The 21628-nt window shown below is 55.5% G+C and carries 19 protein-coding genes; 18 read left to right on the top strand and 1 reads right to left on the bottom strand.

The window, feature by feature from the left end; genetic code table 11:
• The 18 genes from rsmH (at nucleotide 1) to mutT (ending at nucleotide 21405) form a co-directional block, all read left to right on the top strand.
• Nucleotides 1–942: a 16S rRNA (cytosine(1402)-N(4))-methyltransferase RsmH gene (gene rsmH / locus RW65_RS14385; protein ID WP_039057519.1), complete on the top strand. Its 942-nt coding sequence runs from the start codon at nucleotides 1–3 to the stop codon at nucleotides 940–942.
• A complete protein-coding gene (gene ftsL / locus RW65_RS14380; protein ID WP_039057455.1) occupies nucleotides 939–1304 on the top strand; it encodes a cell division protein FtsL in 366 nt (121 codons plus the stop codon). The genes rsmH and ftsL overlap by 4 nt, the downstream gene beginning before the upstream one ends.
• A 25-nt stretch (nucleotides 1305–1329) precedes the next feature.
• A complete protein-coding gene (ftsI, locus tag RW65_RS14375; protein ID WP_039057454.1) occupies nucleotides 1330–3096 on the top strand; it encodes a peptidoglycan DD-transpeptidase PBP3 in 1767 nt (588 codons plus the stop codon).
• On the top strand, nucleotides 3083–4570 hold the full coding sequence (gene murE, locus RW65_RS14370) for a UDP-N-acetylmuramoyl-L-alanyl-D-glutamate--2,6-diaminopimelate ligase (protein WP_039057453.1): 1488 nt from the start codon (nucleotides 3083–3085) through the stop codon (nucleotides 4568–4570). Before ftsI ends, murE begins: the two co-directional genes overlap by 14 nt.
• A complete protein-coding gene (gene murF, locus RW65_RS14365; protein WP_039057452.1) occupies nucleotides 4567–5925 on the top strand; it encodes a UDP-N-acetylmuramoyl-tripeptide--D-alanyl-D-alanine ligase in 1359 nt (452 codons plus the stop codon). The genes murE and murF overlap by 4 nt, the downstream gene beginning before the upstream one ends.
• Nucleotides 5919–7001, top strand: coding sequence for a phospho-N-acetylmuramoyl-pentapeptide-transferase (gene mraY, locus RW65_RS14360; RefSeq protein ID WP_039057451.1), 1083 nt, complete (start codon nucleotides 5919–5921; stop codon nucleotides 6999–7001). Before murF ends, mraY begins: the two co-directional genes overlap by 7 nt.
• 2 nt (nucleotides 7002–7003) lie before the next feature.
• Nucleotides 7004–8320: a UDP-N-acetylmuramoyl-L-alanine--D-glutamate ligase gene (gene murD / locus RW65_RS14355; protein ID WP_039057450.1), complete on the top strand. Its 1317-nt coding sequence runs from the start codon at nucleotides 7004–7006 to the stop codon at nucleotides 8318–8320.
• Complete coding sequence (gene ftsW, locus RW65_RS14350) at nucleotides 8320–9561, top strand: cell division protein FtsW (RefSeq protein ID WP_039057449.1); 1242 nt, start codon at nucleotides 8320–8322, stop codon at nucleotides 9559–9561. The genes murD and ftsW overlap by 1 nt, the downstream gene beginning before the upstream one ends.
• On the top strand, nucleotides 9561–10628 hold the full coding sequence (gene murG / locus RW65_RS14345; protein ID WP_039057448.1) for an undecaprenyldiphospho-muramoylpentapeptide beta-N-acetylglucosaminyltransferase: 1068 nt from the start codon (nucleotides 9561–9563) through the stop codon (nucleotides 10626–10628). The genes ftsW and murG overlap by 1 nt, the downstream gene beginning before the upstream one ends.
• A gap of 55 nt (nucleotides 10629–10683) precedes the next feature.
• Nucleotides 10684–12159: a UDP-N-acetylmuramate--L-alanine ligase gene (gene murC, locus RW65_RS14340; protein WP_039057447.1), complete on the top strand. Its 1476-nt coding sequence runs from the start codon at nucleotides 10684–10686 to the stop codon at nucleotides 12157–12159.
• Nucleotides 12152–13072 (top strand): D-alanine--D-alanine ligase, encoded by a 921-nt coding sequence (locus tag RW65_RS14335; protein ID WP_039057446.1) that lies wholly within the window; start codon nucleotides 12152–12154, stop codon nucleotides 13070–13072. Before murC ends, RW65_RS14335 begins: the two co-directional genes overlap by 8 nt.
• A 1-nt stretch (nucleotide 13073) precedes the next feature.
• A complete protein-coding gene (gene ftsQ, locus RW65_RS14330; protein ID WP_039057445.1) occupies nucleotides 13074–13922 on the top strand; it encodes a cell division protein FtsQ in 849 nt (282 codons plus the stop codon).
• Nucleotides 13919–15175 carry a cell division protein FtsA gene (gene ftsA / locus RW65_RS14325; RefSeq protein ID WP_007373152.1) on the top strand — a complete coding sequence of 419 codons (1257 nt, stop codon included), beginning with the start codon at nucleotides 13919–13921 and terminating at the stop codon, nucleotides 15173–15175. Before ftsQ ends, ftsA begins: the two co-directional genes overlap by 4 nt.
• A 61-nt stretch (nucleotides 15176–15236) precedes the next feature.
• Nucleotides 15237–16385: a cell division protein FtsZ gene (ftsZ, locus tag RW65_RS14320; RefSeq protein WP_007373153.1), complete on the top strand. Its 1149-nt coding sequence runs from the start codon at nucleotides 15237–15239 to the stop codon at nucleotides 16383–16385.
• Nucleotides 16386–16485: 100 nt separating this feature from the next.
• Nucleotides 16486–17403 (top strand): UDP-3-O-acyl-N-acetylglucosamine deacetylase, encoded by a 918-nt coding sequence (lpxC, locus tag RW65_RS14315; protein ID WP_039057444.1) that lies wholly within the window; start codon nucleotides 16486–16488, stop codon nucleotides 17401–17403.
• A gap of 278 nt (nucleotides 17404–17681) precedes the next feature.
• Complete coding sequence (secM, locus tag RW65_RS14310) at nucleotides 17682–18188, top strand: secA translation cis-regulator SecM (RefSeq protein ID WP_039057443.1); 507 nt, start codon at nucleotides 17682–17684, stop codon at nucleotides 18186–18188.
• 62 nt (nucleotides 18189–18250) lie between these two features.
• Nucleotides 18251–20956, top strand: coding sequence for a preprotein translocase subunit SecA (secA, locus tag RW65_RS14305; RefSeq protein ID WP_039057442.1), 2706 nt, complete (start codon nucleotides 18251–18253; stop codon nucleotides 20954–20956).
• 59 nt (nucleotides 20957–21015) lie between these two features.
• Nucleotides 21016–21405 (top strand): 8-oxo-dGTP diphosphatase MutT, encoded by a 390-nt coding sequence (gene mutT, locus RW65_RS14300; RefSeq protein WP_039057441.1) that lies wholly within the window; start codon nucleotides 21016–21018, stop codon nucleotides 21403–21405.
• A gap of 26 nt (nucleotides 21406–21431) precedes the next feature.
• Here the strand turns inward: mutT and yacG are convergent, their stop codons facing one another.
• Nucleotides 21432–21626, bottom strand: coding sequence for a DNA gyrase inhibitor YacG (gene yacG, locus RW65_RS14295; protein WP_039057440.1), 195 nt, complete (start codon nucleotides 21624–21626; stop codon nucleotides 21432–21434).
• Nucleotides 21627–21628: the final 2 nt, after the last annotated feature.

The following is a 21628-nucleotide window of genomic DNA, read 5'->3' as shown; positions in this document are numbered from 1 at the left end:
ATGATGGAAAATTTTAAACACACGACGGTGCTGCTGGACGAGGCCGTTAACGGCCTGAATATTCGTCCGGATGGCATTTACATCGATGGCACTTTTGGACGTGGTGGCCACTCGCGCTTGATCCTCTCCCAACTGGGAGCGGCAGGACGCTTGCTGGCGATCGATCGCGATCCGCAGGCAATTGCTGTAGCACAAACCATTGATGATCCTCGCTTCTCCATCATTCATGGACCTTTTTCCGCCCTTGCTGATTACGTCAGCGAGCGCGATCTGACTGGCAAGATCGACGGTATTCTTCTCGATCTTGGCGTATCTTCACCTCAGCTCGACGATCCGGAGCGCGGCTTCTCCTTTATGCGTGACGGTCCGTTAGATATGCGTATGGATCCCACGCGCGGTCAGTCAGCCGCACAATGGTTACAAACCGCGGATGAAGCCGATATCGCCTGGGTGTTGAAAACCTTTGGCGAGGAGCGCTTTGCCAAACGTATTGCCCGCGCCATTGTCGAGCGTAACCGTCTTGATCCGATGACCCGCACTAAAGAGCTGGCGGAGGTGGTGGCGGCAGCCACGCCGGTGAAGGACAAATTCAAACATCCTGCGACCCGTACCTTCCAGGCGGTGCGCATTTGGGTAAACAGTGAACTGGAAGAGATAGAGCTGGCGCTAAAAAACTCGCTCGGCGTGCTGGCCCCGGGAGGCCGGCTTTCGATCATCAGCTTCCATTCGCTGGAAGATCGCATTGTGAAACGCTTTATGCGTGAGCAAAGCAGAGGTCCGCAGGTTCCTGCCGGACTGCCGATGACCGAAGCGCAACTCAGTAAACTGGGTGGCCGTCAGCTGCGAGCCTTAGGAAAGTTGATGCCGGGCGAAGAGGAAGTGGCTGAAAATCCACGCGCCCGTAGTTCAGTTCTGCGCATTGCAGAGAGGACGAACGCATGATCGGCAGAGTGGCGGAGACCCTGAGCAAAGTAAAAGGATCGTTAGGAAGCAACGAGCGCCATGCTTTGCCTGGCGTGATCGGTGACGATCTTTTGCGTTATGGGAAACTGCCGCTCTGTCTGTTCATTTGCATCATCATGACGGCGGTGACGGTGGTGACTACCTCACATCACACTCGCCTGTTGACGGCGCAGCGCGAACAGCTGGTTATCGAGCGCGATGCGCTGGACATTGAATGGCGCAACCTGATTCTTGAAGAGAATGCGCTTGGTGACCACAGCCGGGTTGAACGGATCGCCACCGAGAAGCTGCAAATGCAGCATGTCGATCCCTCACAGGAAAATATCGTCGTGCAGAAATAGAGATGAATAAGGAATTACGCAACGCATGAAAGCAGCGGTGAAAACGCTTAAACCGAAACGCCAGGAAGAGCAGGCCAACTTTATAGGTTGGCGTTTTGCGTTGCTTTGCGGTTGCATCCTGCTGGCGCTGACGTTCCTGCTTGGTCGCGTTGCCTGGTTACAGGTGGTGAGCCCGGAAAGGCTGGTGCGTGAAGGCGATATGCGTTCCCTGCGCGTACAGGAGGTCGCGACGTCGCGCGGGATGATAACCGACCGCTCCGGTCGCCCGTTGGCGGTAAGCGTGCCGGTGAAAGCCATTTGGGCCGATCCAAAAGAGCTGCACGATGCCGGTGGCGTAACCCTGGATAATCGCTGGAAAGCGCTCTCCGATGCGCTAAATATGCCCCTCGACCAGCTCGCTTCTCGCATCAACGCGAACCCGAAAATGCGCTTTATTTATCTCGCCCGCCAGGTGAACCCGGATCTGGGCGACTACATCAAAAAGCTTAAACTACCCGGCATTCATCTGCGTGAAGAGTCTCGCCGTTACTACCCTTCCGGGGAAGTGACCGCTCACCTTATCGGTTTTACCAACGTCGACAGCCAGGGCATTGAAGGCGTTGAGAAGAGCTTCGACAAATGGCTCACCGGGCAGCCCGGCGAGCGTATTGTGCGCAAAGACCGCTACGGGCGCGTGATCGAAGATATCTCCTCTACCGACAGCCAGGCGGCGCACAATCTCGCATTAAGCATCGATGAACGCCTGCAGGCGCTGGTTTACCGTGAACTGAATAACGCTGTGGCGTTTAACAAGGCGGAATCCGGCAGCGCCGTGCTGGTGGATGTCAGTACCGGTGAAGTGCTGGCGATGGCGAACAGCCCATCCTATAACCCGAATAACTTCTCCGGCACCTCAAAAGACGCGATGCGTAACCGGGCCATCACCGACGTGTTTGAACCGGGCTCTACCGTAAAACCGATGGTGGTAATGACCGCCCTGCAGCGCGGCGTGGTCACGCCGAACACGGTGCTCAATACCGTGCCTTACAGAATTAACGGCCACGAAATCAAAGATGTGGCGCGATACAGTGAATTAACCCTCACCGGGGTGCTACAGAAGTCGAGTAACGTCGGGGTGTCTAAACTGGCGTTAGCGATGCCCTCCTCAGCGTTAGTAGATACTTACTCACGTTTTGGTTTGGGAAAAGCGACCAATTTGGGGATGGTCGGGGAACGCAGTGGCTTATTTCCTCAAAAACAACGGTGGTCTGACATAGAGAGGGCCACCTTCTCTTTCGGCTACGGGCTAATGGTAACGCCGTTACAGTTAGCGCGTGTCTATGCAACTATCGGCAGCTATGGCGTCTATCGTCCGCTGTCGATTACCAAAGTTGACCCGCCCGTACCGGGCGAGCGCATCTTCGACGAATCCATTGTGCGTACCGTGGTGCATATGATGGAAAGCGTTGCGCTGCCGGGCGGCGGCGGGGTGAAAGCGGCAATCAAAGGTTATCGCATTGCGATTAAAACCGGTACGGCGAAAAAAGTCGGCCCGGACGGCCGCTATATCAACAAATACATTGCCTATACCGCGGGCGTCGCGCCTGCCAGCCATCCGCGCTTTGCGCTGGTGGTGGTGATTAACGATCCGCAGGCGGGTAAATACTACGGTGGCGCCGTGTCCGCGCCGGTCTTCGGTGCCATCATGGGCGGCGTACTGCGTACCATGAACATTGAGCCGGACGCGCTGGCCACGGGCGAAAAAAGTGAATTCGTAATTAATCAAGGCGAGGGATCAGGTGGCAGATCGTAATTTGCGCGACCTTCTCGCTCCGTGGGTGCCAATGCTACCTGCGCGAGCGCTACGAGAGATGACGCTCGACAGCCGTGTGGCTGCCGCGGGGGATCTTTTTGTGGCTGTGGTCGGTCATCAGGCGGACGGGCGTCGATATATCCCGCAGGCGATTGCGCAAGGTGTTGCTGCCATTATTGCTGAAGCGAAAGATGAAGCAGATGACGGTGAAATTCGTGAAATGCACGGGGTTCCCGTCATTTACCTCAGCCAGTTAAATGAGCGTCTCTCTGCGCTGGCGGGCCGCTTTTACGGTGAGCCCTCTGAACAGTTACGGCTTATTGGCGTCACCGGAACCAACGGTAAAACCACCACCACACAGCTGCTGGCACAGTGGAGCCAGCTACTTGGCGAAACCAGCGCGGTAATGGGCACAGTGGGCAATGGCCTGCTGGGTAAAGTGGTACCGACGGAAAACACGACCGGTTCGGCTGTCGATGTACAGCATGTCATTGCCGGGCTGGCCGCGCAGCACGCCACATTTGCCGCCATGGAAGTCTCTTCTCACGGCCTGGTGCAGCATCGTGTGGCGGCCCTGAAGTTCGCCGCCAGCGTGTTCACTAATTTAAGCCGCGATCACCTTGATTATCATGGCGATATGGCGAGCTACGAAGCGGCAAAATGGCTGTTGTTCTCCTCCCATCATTATGGGCAGGCGATCGTCAACGCCGATGATGAAGTTGGCCGTCGCTGGCTGGCGAAATTACCCGATGCGATAGCCGTTTCGATGGAAAACAATATCAACCCGGACTGTCATGGGCGCTGGCTAAAAGCCGTCAGCGTCGATTATCACGACAGCGGCGCGACGATCCGTTTTGCCTCCTCATGGGGCGAAGGGGAAATAGAAAGCCGCCTGATGGGCGCGTTTAACGTCAGCAACCTGCTGCTGGCGCTGGCAACGCTGCTGGCGCTGGGTTATCCGCTGAGCGAACTGTTGAACACTGCGTCCCATTTGCAGCCGGTTTGCGGTCGTATGGAAGTGTTCAGCGCGCCGGGTAAACCGACGGTGGTGGTGGATTACGCCCATACGCCGGATGCGCTGGAAAAAGCACTGCAGGCGGCTCGTCTGCACTGTACCGGCCAACTGTGGTGCGTATTTGGCTGCGGCGGCGATCGCGATAAAGGCAAACGACCGTTAATGGGCGCGATTGCCGAGGAGTTCGCGGATGTGCCGGTGGTGACGGACGACAATCCACGCACCGAAGAGCCGCGCGCCATTATTAATGACATTCTGGCAGGCATGCTCGACGCCGGTCACGCTCGCGTAGTGGAAGGTCGCGCGCAAGCGGTAACCAGCGCCATTATGCAAGCGAAAGAGAATGATGTGGTTCTGCTGGCCGGAAAAGGTCACGAAGATTATCAAATTGTCGGCACACGTCGTCTGGACTACTCGGATCGGGTAACGGCGGCGCGTTTGCTGGGGGTAATAGCATGATTAGCGTAACGCTGAGCCAGCTTGTCAGCACATTGAATGCTGAACTGCACGGCAAGGATGTAGTGATTGAGGCCGTGACCAGCGACACCCGTAAACTGACGCCGGGATGTCTGTTTGTCGCCCTGAAAGGCGAACGTTTTGACGCACACGACTTCGCCGAACAAGCGAAAGAGGGTGGAGCGGGTGCGCTGCTGGTCAGTCGCAAACTCGATATCGATCTGCCGCAGCTGGTGGTGAAAGATACGCGCCAGGCGTTTGGCGAACTGGCAGCCTGGGTGCGCCAGCAGGTGCCAACCCGGGTGGTGGCGCTTACCGGTTCTTCCGGCAAAACCTCGGTAAAAGAGATGACCGCCGCCATTCTTAGCGAATGCGGCAACACGCTGTACACCGCAGGCAACCTGAATAATGACATCGGCGTGCCAATGACATTGTTGCGCCTGACTAAAGAACACCAGTTTGCGGTGATTGAACTGGGTGCGAACCATCAGGGCGAAATCGCCTGGACCGTAGGATTGACGCGTCCGGAAGCTGCGCTGGTGAATAACCTGGCGGCGGCCCATCTGGAAGGATTTGGCTCCCTTGCCGGCGTGGCGAAAGCGAAAGGTGAAATCTATACCGGCCTGCCGGCTAACGGCATTGCCATTATGAATGCCGACAATAATGACTGGCTGAACTGGCAGAGCATTATAGGCGATCGCAAAGTATGGCGTTTCTCTCCCAACGCGGCAAATAGCGATTTTACCGCGACGAATCTGCATATCACTTCCCACGGGACTGAGTTCACGCTGCAAACGCCAACGGGCCATGTGGATGTGATTCTGCCGCTGCCGGGCCGTCACAATATCGCTAACGCGTTGGCGGCAACGGCACTGTCGATGGCGGTTGGCGCGAGCCTGGACGCGGTGAAACGCGGTCTGGCAAATCTTAAAGCGGTACCGGGGCGCTTATTCCCGGTGCAGTTAGGCGAAAACCAGCTGCTACTGGATGACACCTATAACGCGAATGTCGGTTCGATGACCGCAGCGGCGAACGTACTATCTGAAATGCCGGGTTATCGGGTAATGGTGACAGGCGATATGGCTGAGCTGGGCGATGAGAGCGAAGCCTGTCATATCCAGGTCGGCGAAGCGGCGAAAGCCGCCGGCATTGATAAAGTGCTGAGCGTCGGCACGTTGAGCAAAGCGTTAAGCGCGGCCAGCGGCGTGGGCGAACATTTCAACGATAAAACGGCCGTGGTTGCACGGTTAAAAACGCTCATTGCTGAGCAGAAAATTATTACCATTTTGGTGAAAGGTTCACGTAGTTCCGCCATGGAAGAGGTGGTTCATGCGTTACAGGAGAGTGGGACATGTTAGTGTGGCTGGCCGAGCATTTGGTCAAATATTATTCCGGCTTTAACGTCTTTTCCTATCTGACGTTTCGCGCCATCGTCAGCCTGCTGACCGCGCTCTTCATCTCTTTGTGGATGGGGCCGCGCATGATTGCCCGCTTGCAAAAACTCTCTTTCGGCCAGGTCGTACGTAACGACGGCCCGGAATCGCACTTTAGTAAACGCGGCACCCCGACGATGGGCGGGATCATGATCCTGACCGCGATTGTGGTGTCGGTGGTGCTGTGGGCATACCCGGCAAACCCTTACGTCTGGTGCGTGCTGGTGGTGCTGGTGGGCTATGGCGTCATTGGCTTTGTCGACGACTACCGCAAAGTGGTGCGTAAAGACACGAAAGGCCTGATTGCGCGCTGGAAGTATTTCTGGATGTCGGTTATCGCGCTCGGCGTCGCCTTCGCGCTCTATCTGGCGGGTAAAGATACGCCCGCGACCGAGCTGGTGGTGCCGTTCTTTAAAGACGTAATGCCGCAACTGGGCATTTTTTATATTTTGCTGGCCTATTTCGTCATCGTCGGTACCGGCAATGCAGTCAACCTGACGGATGGCCTCGATGGCCTGGCGATTATGCCGACGGTGTTCGTCGCCGGCGGCTTTGCGCTGGTGGCATGGGCGACGGGTAACATGAATTTTGCTAACTACCTGCACATTCCTTATCTGCGGCATGCAGGGGAACTGGTGATTGTCTGTACGGCGATTGTTGGCGCGGGGTTGGGATTCTTATGGTTTAACACCTATCCGGCACAGGTCTTTATGGGCGATGTCGGTTCACTGGCTCTTGGCGGCGCGCTGGGCATTATCGCGGTGCTGCTGCGCCAGGAGTTTCTGCTGGTGATCATGGGCGGGGTGTTCGTGGTGGAAACATTGTCGGTCATTTTGCAGGTGGGTTCGTTCAAACTGCGCGGCCAACGCATTTTCCGCATGGCGCCTATTCATCATCACTATGAACTGAAAGGCTGGCCGGAACCGCGCGTGATTGTGCGCTTCTGGATCATTTCGCTGATGCTGGTGCTGATTGGCCTGGCAACGCTGAAGGTACGTTAATCATGGCAGATTACCAGGGTAAAAAAGTCGTCATTATTGGTTTAGGCCTGACCGGCCTCTCCTGCGTGGACTTTTTCCTCGCGCGCGGCGTCACGCCTCGCGTCATGGATACGCGCGTGTCGCCGCCGGGGCTGGATAAGCTGCCGGAAGCGGTAGAGCGCCATCTTGGTAGTCTTAACGATGACTGGCTGCTGGCCGCCGATTTGGTAGTGGCAAGCCCGGGGATCGCGCTGGCGCATCCGTCGTTGAGCGCGGCGGCGGATGCCGGTGTTGAAATCATCGGTGATATCGAACTGTTCTGCCGTGAAGCGCAGGCACCCATAATCGCCATTACCGGTTCCAACGGTAAAAGCACCGTCACTAAGCTGGTGGGTGAGATGGCGGAAGCAGCCGGAATGAATGTCGGCGTCGGCGGCAATATTGGCCTGCCCGCACTGATGCTGCTGGACGAGACGCGTCAGCTGTATGTGCTGGAACTTTCAAGCTTCCAGCTTGAAACCACCTTCAGCCTGCAAGCCGCGGCGGCTACTATTCTGAACGTGACGGAAGATCATATGGATCGCTATCCGTTCGGTCTGCAGCAATATCGTGCGGCCAAGCTGCGCATCTATGAAAACGCCAAACTGTGCGTCGTTAACGCCGATGACGCCTTAACCATGCCGGTACGCGGCGCGGACGAGCGCTGCGTAAGCTTTGGCGTAGATGTGGGGGACTATCACCTTAATCGCCAGCAGGGGGAAACCTGGCTGCGGGTGAAAGGCGAGAAAGTCCTCAATGTCGCAGAGATGAAACTGAGCGGCCAGCACAACTACACCAATGCGCTGGCGGCGCTGGCGCTGGCGGATGCCGTCGATTTACCGCGCGCCAGCAGCCTGAAAGCGCTGACAACATTTACCGGCCTGGCGCACCGCTTTCAGCTGGCACTGGAGCATAACGGCGTGCGCTGGATTAACGATTCGAAAGCCACCAATGTCGGCAGTACCGAGGCCGCGCTGAATGGTTTACATATTGACGGCACGCTGCACCTGCTGCTGGGTGGCGATGGCAAATCGGCGGATTTCTGCGGGCTGCAGCGTTATCTCAGCGGCGAGCGTATCCGTCTTTACTGCTTTGGCCGGGACGGTGCACAACTCGCCGCCCTGCGCCCGGAAATTGCTGAGCAAACAGAGACGATGGAGCAAGCCATGCGCTTAATTGCCCCACGCGTACGGCCGGGCGATATGGTGCTGTTGTCACCCGCCTGTGCCAGCCTCGATCAGTTTAAGAATTTTGAACAACGGGGCGATCTCTTTACCCGTCTGGCGCAGGAGTTAGGCTGATGCGTTTAACGCTCCCCCGCCCACGGATGCCGCGCCTGCCAGGATTTAATCTCCTGGGCTGGCTGTTCGCGGCGTTAAAAGGCTGGGTCATGGGCTCGCGGCAGAAGGACTCCGACAGCCTGGTGATGTATGACCGCACGCTGCTGTGGTTGACGCTGGGCCTGGCGGCGATTGGCTTCATTATGGTGACCTCGGCGTCGATGCCCGTTGGACAGCGCCTGACGGACGATCCGTTCTTCTTTGCCAAGCGTCACGCACTGTATCTGTTTTTGGCGTTCTGTATGTCGATGGTGACCCTGCGCCTGCCGATGGATTTCTGGCAAAAATACAGCTCTGCGATGCTGATCGCGGCGATCATTATGCTGTTGGTGGTGCTGGTAGTCGGCAGTTCGATCAACGGTGCGTCGCGCTGGATCGATCTCGGCGTGATGCGTTTCCAGCCGGCGGAGTTTACTAAGCTGTCGCTGTTTTGCTACCTGGCGAACTACCTGGTGCGCAAGGTAGACGAAGTGCGCAATAACCTGCGCGGCTTCTTAAAACCGATGGGCGTGATCCTGGTGCTGGCGGTATTACTGCTGGCGCAGCCCGATCTCGGTACGGTAGTTGTACTGTTCATTACCACGCTGGCGATGTTATTTCTGGCAGGGGCGAAACTGTGGCAGTTCATCGCCATTATCGGCATGGGGATTTCAGCGGTGGTGCTGCTGATCCTTGCAGAACCCTATCGTATTCGCCGCGTTACCTCCTTCTGGAACCCGTGGGAAGATCCGTTTGGTAGCGGATACCAGCTTACCCAGTCGCTGATGGCCTTTGGTCGCGGCGAATTATGGGGGCAAGGTTTAGGTAATTCGGTGCAAAAGCTTGAGTATCTGCCGGAAGCGCACACCGACTTTATCTTCTCCATTATCGGGGAAGAACTCGGTTATATCGGTGTGGTAGCGGCACTTTTAATGGTATTCTTCGTCGCTTTCCGCGCCATGTCCATCGGGCGTAAGGCACTGGAAATCGATCATCGATTTTCGGGTTTCCTGGCCTGTTCGATAGGCATCTGGTTTAGCTTTCAGGCGCTGGTTAACGTTGGTGCGGCAGCGGGTATGCTGCCGACAAAAGGGTTGACGCTGCCGCTTATCAGTTACGGTGGTTCCAGCTTATTGATTATGTCAGTCGCGATTACGCTGCTGCTACGCATAGATTATGAAACGCGTCTGGAAAAAGCCCAGGCGTTTACACGGGGTGTGTGATGAGTGGTCAACCGAAACGGTTAATGGTCATGGCGGGCGGTACCGGTGGGCATGTTTTCCCCGGTCTGGCCGTCGCGCACCATTTGATGGATCAGGGCTGGCAAGTACGCTGGCTCGGAACCGCCGATCGTATGGAGGCTGACCTGGTGCCGAAACACGGTATCGAGATCGACTTTATTCGCATCTCCGGACTGCGCGGTAAAGGGATTAAGGCGCAGCTGATGGCGCCGGTGCGTATTTTCCACGCCTGGCGTCAGGCGCGCGCCATTATGCAGCGCTTTAAGCCTGATGTGGTGCTGGGCATGGGCGGCTACGTTTCCGGTCCCGGCGGGCTGGCGGCCTGGTCGCTGGGTATTCCTGTCGTGCTGCATGAGCAAAATGGTATTGCCGGTTTGACCAATAAATGGCTGGCGAAGATCGCCACCAAAGTGATGCAGGCTTTTCCGGGCGCTTTCCCGACTGCGGAAGTGGTGGGCAACCCGGTGCGCGTCGATGTACTGGCTCTGCCGTTGCCGCAGCAGCGCTTGCCCGGCCGTGAAGGCCCGGTGCGCGTGTTAGTGGTCGGCGGCTCGCAAGGCGCACGCGTGCTGAACCAGACCATGCCGCAGGTGGCGGCCAAATTAGGGTCGAAAGTCACTATCTGGCATCAGAGCGGAAAAGGCGCGCAGCAGGACGTTGAGTACGCTTATGCAGCAGCCGGTCAGGCGCAGCATAAAGTTACTGAATTTATTGACGATATGGCTAAAGCCTATGCGTGGGCGGATGTGGTGGTTTGCCGCTCCGGTGCGCTCACGGTCAGTGAAATTGCCGCCGCAGGTTTACCGGCGCTGTTTGTGCCGTTTCAGCATAAAGACCGGCAGCAGTACTGGAATGCGCTGCCGCTGGAAAAAGCCGGTGCGGCAAAAATTCTGGAGCAGCCGCAGTTTACCGTTGATGCGGTGGCGGCAACCCTTGCGGGCTGGAACCGCGAAGCATTACTGGAGATGGCGGAGCGCGCGCGGGCGGCAGCCATCCCGGATGCCACCGAGCGGGTGGCAAATGAAGTGAGCCTGGCAGCTCAGGCATAATACTGGCGACGCCTTTTGCGTTGCGCGAATTTAAGTAGTTGATGGCGTTTAGAGAATGAATACACAAGAACTGGCGAAACTGCGTTTAATCGTGCCCGAGATGCGTCGCGTCCGGCACATTCACTTTGTCGGCATTGGCGGTGCTGGCATGGGTGGTATTGCCGAAGTGCTGGCCAACGAAGGCTATCAGATCAGCGGTTCCGATCTGGCGCCCAATCCTGTGACGCAGCAATTAACATCCCTTGGTGCCACGATTTATTTCAACCACCGCCCGGAAAACGTCAGTGACGCCAGCGTCGTGGTAGTTTCCAGCGCGATTTCTGCCGATAACCCGGAAATCGTTGCGGCCCATGAAGCGCGCATTCCGGTGATTCGCCGCGCAGAGATGCTGGCGGAATTAATGCGTTTTCGCCACGGTATCGCGATTGCCGGCACCCATGGCAAAACCACCACTACCGCGATGGTGGCAAGTATTTACGCCGAAGCCGGGCTGGACCCGACATTTGTTAACGGCGGCCTGGTGAAAGCCGCTGGCGTGCATGCGCGCCTTGGTCACAGTCGTTATCTGATTGCCGAAGCGGACGAAAGCGATGCCTCTTTCCTGCATCTGCAGCCGATGGTCGCTATTGTGACCAATATCGAAGCCGACCATATGGATACCTACCAGGGCGACTTCGAGAATTTAAAAACGACGTTTATCAACTTCCTGCACAACCTGCCGTTTTATGGCCGTGCGGTGATGTGTGTAGACGATGCGGTGATCCGGGAACTGCTGCCGCGTGTTGGCCGCCAGATCACCACCTACGGTTTTAGTGATGATGCGGATGTCCGCGTAGAAAACTACCAGCAGGTTGGGCCACAGGGGCACTTCACGCTGGTGCGTCAGGATAAACCGGAACTGCGCGTCACGCTTAATGCGCCGGGTCGCCATAATGCTTTGAACGCGGCGGCGGCTGTGGCGGTGGCGACGGAAGAGGGGATTGAAGATGAAGCGATCCTACAAGCGCTGGAAAGCTTCCAGGGTACCGGCCGTCGTTTCGATTTCCTCGGCGAATACCCACTGGAAGAGGTGAATGGCAAAGCAGGCAGCGCGATGCTGGTTGACGACTATGGTCATCATCCAACGGAAGTGGATGCCACTATCAAAGCGGCGCGTGCGGGCTGGCCTGATAAAAATCTGGTGATGCTGTTTCAGCCGCACCGTTATACCCGTACCCGCGATCTGTATGACGATTTTGCCAACGTGTTGACCCAGGTGGACACGCTGCTGATGCTGGAAGTCTATCCGGCGGGGGAAGCAGCGATTCCGGGGGCGGACAGTCGTTCCCTGTGCCGCACGATACGCGGACGCGGCAAAATCGATCCGATTCTGGTGTCCGATCCGGCGCAGGTTGCCGCGATGCTGGCCCCGGTATTGACCGGCAACGACCTGATTCTGATTCAGGGCGCAGGTAATGTCGGCAAGATTGCGCGCAGCCTGGCGGATTGCAAATTGAAACCGCAAACCGGGGAGGAGGCGCGCCGTGGCTGAGAAAGTAGCGGTTCTGCTGGGCGGAACATCCGCCGAGCGTGACGTTTCGCTTAATTCCGGTGCAGCGGTGCTGGCAGGTTTGCGTGAAGGTGGCGTTGACGCGCACGGTATTGATCCGCGTGACGTGGACGTCACTCGCCTTAAAGAAATGGGTTTTAGTAAAGCGTTTATCGCCTTACATGGTCGTGGCGGTGAAGATGGTTCGCTGCAGGGGCTGCTGGAAACGATTTCGCTGCCCTACACCGGCAGCGGGGTGATGGCGTCGGCGATTTCAATGGATAAATTGCGCAGCAAATTGCTGTGGCAAGGCGCTGGTTTACCGGTCGCCCCGTGGGTCGCACTGTCGCGCGACGAGTTTGAATCAGGCCTAAAAAAGCATGATATTCAAAGGATTGAGTCGCTGGGCTTACCTGTTATTGTCAAACCCAGCCGGGAAGGCTCAAGCGTAGGAATGTCAAAAGTAGACAAAAATGAAGATTTGCATACGGCGTTAGTGCTTGCATTTCAACACGATGATGACATTTTGATTGAGAAATGGCTTAGTGGGCCTGAATTTACAGTCGCGTTGTTAGGAGATGAAATTTTACCGTCGATTCGTATTCAATCTGCGGGAATCTTCTATGATTATGAGGCGAAGTATCTCTCTGATGAGACGATCTATTTTTGCCCTTCAGGTCTCGAAGCGGACGATGAGGCTGCATTACAGTCATTAGTCCTTAAAGCCTGGCATATTTTAGGCTGCCGTGGTTGGGGTCGCATTGACGCCATGATGGACGATGATGGCCAGTTTTATTTGTTAGAAGCGAACACGTCGCCGGGGATGACCCGTCAGAGTCTGGTGCCGATGGCGGCGCGTCAGGCGGGGATGAGTTTCTCCCAGTCTGTTGTTCGCATCCTCGAGCTGGCGGAGTGATATGTCACAGGCTGCGCTGAACACGCGAAACCGCGAGACGGAAGCCGTAAAAGCCCCTCGCCGTAATAATGGAACGCGTCTTGCAGGGATTATGTTCCTGCTGACGGTGCTGTGCACCGTGTTAGTCAGTGGCTGGGTGGTGCTTGGCTGGATGGATGATGCGCAGCGTTTGCCATTATCGAAATTGGTATTAACGGGGGATCGCCACTACACCCGTAATGATGATATTCGTCAGTCTATTCTGGCCCTGGGCGCGCCCGGCACGTTTATGACGCAGGACGTTAACATCATTCAAAGTCAGATCGAACGTCTGCCGTGGATCAAGCAGGCGAGCGTAAGAAAACAGTGGCCGGACGAATTGAAGATTCATCTGGTTGAATATGTGCCCATAGCGCGGTGGAATGACCAGCATATGGTTGATGTCGACGGCAACGCCTTTAGCGTGCCGGCGGAACGCACCAGTAAACAGATTTTACCAATGTTATACGGTCCTGAAGGTAGCGAAAGCGAAGTATTACAAGGCTACCGCGATATGGGGCAAGTGCTAGCGAAGGATAAGTTCACGTTAAAAGAAGCGGCGATGACGGCCCGGCGGTCATGGCAGGTTACGCTGAATAACGACATCAAACTTAATCTCGGCCGCGGCGATACGATGAAACGTCTGGCGCGCTTTGTGGAGCTTTACCCGGTTCTTCAGCAGCAGGCGCAAACGGATGGCAAAGAGATAAGCTACGTGGATTTACGCTATGACTCAGGTGCGGCCGTAGGCTGGAAAGCGGCCCCTGTTCAGGAACTGAATCAGCAGCAAAATCAGGCACAACAGAATCAAGCACAGGCAGAGCGACAATGATCAAGGCGACGGACAGAAAGCTGGTAGTAGGACTGGAGATTGGCACCGCGAAGGTCGCCGCTTTAGTAGGGGAAGTTCTGCCCGACGGTATTGTGAATATCATTGGCGTAGGCAGTTGTCCGTCCCGTGGGATGGATAAAGGCGGAGTAAACGATCTTGAGTCGGTAGTGAAATGCGTACAGCGCGCTATCGACCAGGCTGAACTGATGGCTGATTGCCAAATTTCATCCGTCTACCTGGCTCTCTCGGGGAAGCATATTAGCTGCCAGAATGAAATTGGTATGGTGCCGATTTCAGAAGAAGAGGTGACGCAGGAAGATGTGGAAAACGTGGTGCATACGGCGAAATCCGTTCGCGTGCGCGATGAACACCGTGTATTGCATGTGATTCCGCAGGAGTACGCGATTGATTACCAGGAAGGGATCAAAAACCCGGTAGGCCTGTCCGGCGTGCGTATGCAGGCGAAGGTGCACTTAATTACCTGCCATAACGATATGGCGAAAAACATCGTCAAAGCCGTTGAACGATGTGGTTTGAAAGTTGACCAACTTATTTTTGCCGGACTGGCGTCAAGTTACTCAGTGTTGACCGAAGATGAACGTGAGCTGGGTGTCTGCGTGGTCGATATTGGCGGTGGTACAATGGATATGGCGGTCTATACCGGCGGCGCGCTGCGTCATACCAAAGTTATCCCTTATGCGGGGAACGTGGTTACCAGCGATATCGCTTATGCCTTTGGTACGCCGCCAAGCGATGCCGAGGCGATTAAAGTTCGTCACGGCTGTGCACTGGGTTCGCTGGTCGGTAAAGACGAAAGCGTTGAAGTCCCTAGCGTCGGCGGGCGTCCGCCGCGCAGCCTGCAGCGTCAGACGCTGGCAGATGTGATTGAGCCGCGTTATACCGAGCTGCTCAACCTGGTAAACGATGAGATTTTGCAGTTACAAGAACAGCTTCGCCAGCAGGGTGTGAAACATCACCTGGCGGCGGGGATTGTGTTGACCGGTGGCGCGGCGCAAATGGAAGGCCTGGCGGCCTGCGCCCAGCGCGTGTTCCATACGCAGGTGCGTATCGGTGCGCCGCTCAATATTACTGGTTTAACGGATTACGCCCAGGAGCCGTATTATTCAACGGCGGTGGGGTTGCTGCACTACGGGAAAGAGACCCATTTAAGTGGTGAAGCAGAAGTGGAAAAGCGCGCGTCAGTGGGTTCGTGGTTCAAACGAATCAACAGCTGGCTGCGAAAAGAGTTTTAATTTTTTTCAGAGACCGTAGAAAATTAACGGTCTCAGGCGAAAGGCACAACGGAGAGAGATCATGTTTGAACCAATGGAATTAACCAACGACGCGGTGATTAAAGTCATCGGCGTCGGTGGCGGCGGCGGTAACGCCGTAGAACATATGGTGCGCGAGCGCATCGAAGGGGTTGAGTTCTTCGCAGTCAATACCGACGCGCAGGCGTTGCGTAAAACGGCGGTGGGGCAAACCATTCAGATTGGCGGAGGCATCACCAAAGGTCTGGGCGCAGGGGCAAACCCTGAAGTCGGCCGTAACGCGGCGGAAGAAGATCGTGAAGCCCTGCGCGCTGCGCTGGAAGGTGCTGATATGGTCTTTATCGCAGCGGGTATGGGCGGCGGTACCGGTACCGGTGCGGCACCTGTTGTTGCTGAAGTGGCCAAAGATCTGGGCATTCTGACGGTAGCCGTCGTAACCAAGCCTTTCAATTTTGAAGGCAAGAAGCGTATGGCATTTGCCGAGCAGGGGATCACCGAGCTGTCGAAGCACGTTGACTCACTGATTACCATCCCGAACGACAAGCTGCTGAAAGTGCTGGGCCGCGGTATTTCGCTGCTGGATGCATTTGGCGCGGCGAACGACGTGCTTAAAGGCGCCGTTCAGGGTATCGCTGAACTGATTACCCGCCCGGGTCTGATGAACGTCGACTTTGCAGACGTGCGCACCGTGATGTCCGAAATGGGCTACGCGATGATGGGTTCCGGCGTTGCCAGCGGTGAAGATCGTGCAGAAGAAGCGGCCGAAATGGCGATTTCCAGCCCGCTGCTGGAAGATATCGACCTGTCGGGCGCGCGCGGCGTGCTGGTTAACATTACTGCGGGCTTCGACCTGCGTCTGGATGAGTTCGAAACCGTCGGTAACACCATTCGTGCATTCGCATCGGATAATGCTACCGTTGTTATCGGTACCTCTCTGGATCCTGATATGAACGACGAATTGCGCGTCACCGTTGTGGCGACCGGGATTGGTATGGACAAGCGTCCGGAAATCACCCTGGTGACCAATAAACAGGCGCAGCAGCCCGTGATGGATCGCTACCAGCAGCATGGCATGCAGCCGATGCAGCAGGAGCAAAAACCAGCGAAAGTGGTTAACGACAATACGCCGCAAACCACCAAAGAGCCTGATTATCTTGATATTCCGGCGTTCCTGCGTAAGCAGGCTGACTAAGAATTGACTGGAAGTTGGGCTTCGTCGCTCTTTGTGCTAAACTGCCCCTCCCATTGTGGTATACAATTGGGATGGATTGGTAATTAGGCGAGATTATACGATGATCAAACAAAGGACATTAAAACGTATCGTTCAGGCGACTGGCGTCGGTTTACATACCGGCAAGAAAGTCACGCTGACGTTGCGCCCTGCGCCGGCAAATACCGGGGTCATCTATCGTCGCACTGACTTGAATCCACCGGTAGATTTCCCGGCTGATGCTAAATCTGTGCGTGATACAATGCTCTGTACTTGTCTGGTGAACGAGCATGACGTACGGATTTCAACGGTTGAGCACCTTAACGCTGCTCTCGCCGGCCTGGGTATCGACAACATCGTTATCGAAGTTGACGCGCCGGAAATCCCGATTATGGACGGCAGTGCAGCACCGTTCGTTTATCTGCTGTTAGACGCAGGTATTGAAGAGCTGAACAGCGCCAAAAAATTTGTTCGCATCAAAGACACGGTACGTGTTCAGGACGGTGATAAGTGGGCTGAGTTTAAACCGCATAACGGTTTTACACTCGACTTCACCATCGACTTTAACCACCCGGCCATTGATGCCAGTACGCAACGCTATGCGATGAACTTCTCTGCCGACGCCTTTATGCGTCAGATTAGTCGTGCGCGTACTTTCGGTTTTATGCGTGATATCGAATACCTCCAGTCGCGTGGATTGTGCCTGGGCGGTAGCTTCGATTGTGCCATCGTAGTGGATGATTATCGCGTATTGAACGAAGACGGTCTGCGCTTTGAAGATGAATTCGTTCGTCACAAAATGCTGGATGCAATTGGTGACTTGTTCATGTGTGGTCACAACATTATTGGCGCGTTTACCGCCTATAAATCCGGCCATGCTTTGAACAACAAACTGTTGCAGGCAGTCCTGGCAAAACAGGAAGCCTGGGAATATGTGACGTTCGAAGACGAAGCAGAACTGCCGTTGGCGTTCAAAGCACCGTCTATGGTTCTGGCATAACGCCATAACCACTAAATCGACTGGTTTACCTGGCACTCTCTCCGGTCAGGCAAGCCAGTCGTTTTTATTTGTCTATTTCTTTAAAACATCCTGCGTAAGCACCCCTTCTAAAATCTGGCCGGGCTCTTTTCTGGCGCGACTGCTGTTTTCCTGACCAGTTTTCTCGTCTGCAACGCCCGAATACTGCTGTGGCGTGCTGGCTTTAGTGGTAAGATTTGGGGCGAAAAAAGACACATACCTACGCATTGTTATACACGCGTTATTTTTGGACGGAGCAAGTGAGCGGAATACTGACGCGCTGGCGACAAATTGGCAGACGCTATTTCTGGCCGCATCTCTTATTAGGGATGGTCGCGGCGAGTTTTGGCTTGCCTGCGCTTGCCAGTAATGCCGAAGCCTCACATCCTGCGCGCCAAACGAGCCAAAACCACAATAACGCCAGAACCGTTGATTTCACCAGTTTTGCCTTGCTGGAAGCTAAACGTCGGCCTAACTTCACCGTCGACTATTGGCATCAGCACGCCATTCGTACCGTTATCCGTCATCTTTCGTTCGTCATGGCGCCGCAAGCGCTGCCGGTGGCAACGGAAGTGCAGTTGCCGGGTCAGGCACATCATCTGGCTCTGCTTGACACCCTCAGCGCTCTGCTGACGCTGGAGAGTAAACCGCCAGCCATTGTCCGCCTGGCCGTGCCGACTCCTGTAACACCGCATACCGCGTTTCGTGTCTCCGCCTGGATAAGCCAGGTGCAAGGCATTCGCGCCGGACCTCAACGCCTGAGCTAAAAATCCCCTTTTGTTTATCCATTTTTTTAGCTCCGCAGAGCGGGGCGTTTGAGATTTTTAATATGCTTACCAATTTGTTAACGAAAGTATTCGGTAGTCGCAACGAACGCACCCTGCGTCGCATGCGTAAAACAGTTGTCCAGATCAATGCCATGGAACCGGCCATGGAAAAGCTCACGGATGATGAGCTGAAAGCGAAAACCGTAGAGTTCCGCGCGCGTCTGGAAAAAGGCGAAAGCGTGGATAGCCTGCTGCCAGAAGCTTTTGCGGTGGTGCGTGAAGCGAGTAAACGTGTCTTTGGTATGCGTCACTTCGACGTGCAGCTGCTCGGCGGTATGGTACTGAACGATCGCTGCATCGCGGAAATGCGTACCGGTGAAGGTAAAACCTTAACCGCAACCCTGCCGGCGTACCTCAATGCCCTCAGCGGTAAAGGTGTGCATGTCGTGACGGTGAACGACTATCTGGCGCAGCGTGACGCCGAAAATAACCGTCCGCTGTTTGAATTCCTCGGCCTGAGCGTGGGTATCAACCTGCCGGGTATGCCGTCTGTCGCCAAGCGCGAAGCCTATGCCGCCGATATTACTTACGGTACTAACAACGAATATGGCTTCGATTACCTGCGCGATAACATGGCGTTTAGCCCTGAAGAGCGTGTGCAGCGTAAACTTCATTACGCGCTGGTGGATGAGGTGGACTCCATCCTTATCGATGAAGCGCGTACGCCGCTGATCATCTCCGGTCCGGCGGAAGACAGCTCTGAGCTGTACAAAAAGGTCAATAAAATCATTCCGCACCTGATTCGTCAGGAGAAAGAGGACTCCGATACCTTCCAGGGCGAAGGCCACTTCTCCGTGGACGAAAAAGCGCGTCAGGTTACCCTGACCGAGCGCGGCCTGGTGCTGATTGAAGAGCTGCTGGTAAAAGAAGGCATCATGGAAGAGGGCGAGTCACTTTACTCGCCGGCAAACATTATGCTGATGCACCATGTTACCGCCGCACTGCGTGCACATGCGCTGTTTACTCGCGATGTGGACTACATCGTGAAAGACGGCGAAGTGATTATCGTCGACGAACATACCGGGCGTACCATGCAGGGCCGCCGCTGGTCCGATGGCCTGCACCAGGCCGTTGAAGCCAAAGAAGGGGTGGAGATCCAGAACGAAAACCAGACGCTGGCATCCATTACCTTCCAGAACTATTTCCGTCTGTATGAGAAACTGGCCGGGATGACCGGTACAGCCGATACGGAAGCGTTTGAATTTAGCTCGATTTACAAGCTGGATACGGTTGTCGTTCCGACGAACCGCCCGATGATCCGTAAGGATATGGCGGATCTGGTCTATATGACCGAAGCGGAAAAAATTCAGGCGATTATCGAAGACATTAAAGAGCGTACCGCAAATGGTCAGCCGGTGCTGGTCGGTACCATCTCCATTGAAAAATCCGAAGTGGTCTCCAACGAACTGACCAAAGCGGGTATCAAGCACAATGTGTTGAACGCCAAATTCCACGCTAAAGAAGCCGATATTGTTGCCCAGGCGGGTTATCCGGGAACGGTGACCATTGCGACCAACATGGCCGGTCGCGGTACGGATATCGTATTGGGCGGCAGCTGGCAGACTGAACTGGCGGAGATGGAAAATCCAACGCCGGAACAGATTGCTCAGGTTAAAGCCGACTGGCAGGTGCGCCACGATGCCGTGCTGGCCTCTGGCGGTTTGCATATCATCGGTACTGAGCGCCACGAATCACGCCGTATCGACAACCAGCTGCGTGGCCGTTCCGGTCGTCAGGGCGATGCCGGTTCTTCCCGTTTTTACCTCTCCATGGAAGATGCGCTGATGCGTATTTTCGCCTCCGATCGCGTTTCCGGCATGATGCGCAAACTGGGTATGAAGCCTGGCGAAGCGATTGAGCATCCGTGGGTAACCAAGGCCATTGCTAACGCGCAACGTAAAGTGGAAAGCCGCAACTTTGATATTCGTAAGCAGCTGCTGGAATATGACGATGTGGCTAACGATCAGCGTCGCGCGATCTACACCCAGCGTAACGAACTGCTGGATGTAACGGATGTCAGTGAGACGATTAACAGCATTCGCGAAGACGTCTTTAAAGCCACCATCGACGGCCATATTCCGCCGCAATCTCTGGAAGAGATGTGGGATATCCCGGGGCTGCAGGAGCGTCTGAAAAATGATTTCGACCTCGAGCTGCCGATTGCTGAATGGCTGGATAAAGAGCCGGATCTGCATGAAGAGACGCTGCGCGAACGTATTTTGCAAAGCGCAGTAGAAACCTATCAGCGCAAAGAAGAAGTCGTTGGCGCGGAAATGATGCGTCATTTCGAAAAAGGCGTGATGCTGCAAACCCTCGACTCCCTGTGGAAAGAGCATCTGGCGGCAATGGATTACCTGCGCCAGGGTATCCACCTGCGCGGCTATGCGCAAAAAGATCCGAAACAGGAATATAAGCGCGAATCCTTCGCCATGTTCGCCGCCATGCTGGAGTCGCTGAAATATGAAGTGATCAGCACCCTGAGCAAAGTTCAGGTCCGTATGCCGGAAGAAGTCGAAGCGATGGAGCAGCAGCGTCGTGAAGAGGCCGAACGTCTGGCGCAGATGCAGCAGCTGAGTCATCAGGATGACGCGTCAGCCGCGGCGGCAGAACTTGCCTCGCAGACGGGCGAACGCAAAGTCGGCCGTAACGATCCGTGCCCTTGCGGTTCCGGTAAAAAATACAAACAGTGCCACGGACGTCTGGCATAAAAGAGTGATAATAATGAATAAGGCGCAGATATCTGCGCCTTTTTTATGGAGTCTGCATAATGAAAATACTCAATATCGCCGTCGGGATTATCCGTAATCCGCAAGGAGAAATTTTTATTACCCGCCGCGCCGCCGATGCGCATATGGCGAATAAGCTGGAATTTCCGGGGGGTAAAATTGAAGCCGGTGAAACGCCGGAACAGGCGATGATCCGCGAATTGCAGGAAGAGGTCGGTATCACGCCCACTGACGCGACACTATTTGATAAGCTGGAATATCAGTTCCCGGATCGCCACATCACCCTTTGGTTCTGGCTGGTTGAACGCTGGGAAGGGCAGCCATGGGGCAAAGAGGGGCAATCGGGCGAGTGGATAGCGCAGGAGAAGCTGAACGCGCAGGATTTCCCCCCGGCCAACGAACCTGTTATTACCCGGCTGGCGCAGCGCTAAGCTGCACGCAGCCGTGCGGTTAGCGATTACGGCTGCTCCTCGCTCCAGTCATCGCTGTCGGTGAGATCGCCTGCGCTCGGAATGCGCTTCTCTTCCGCCGCCCATTCGCCTAAATCAATCAGCTGGCAGCGCTTGCAGCAGAACGGCCGATACGGGCTTTGTTCTCCCCAGACCACCGATTTTCCGCAGGTTGGGCAGTTAACAATTGTCGTTTCACTCATAA

Source organism: Enterobacter sp. Bisph1, assembly GCF_000814905.1.
GTDB lineage: Bacteria > Pseudomonadota > Gammaproteobacteria > Enterobacterales > Enterobacteriaceae > Kosakonia.
The sequence above is the reverse complement of the archived record's forward strand: the minus strand, read 5'-3'. Positions and strand labels throughout refer to the sequence as shown.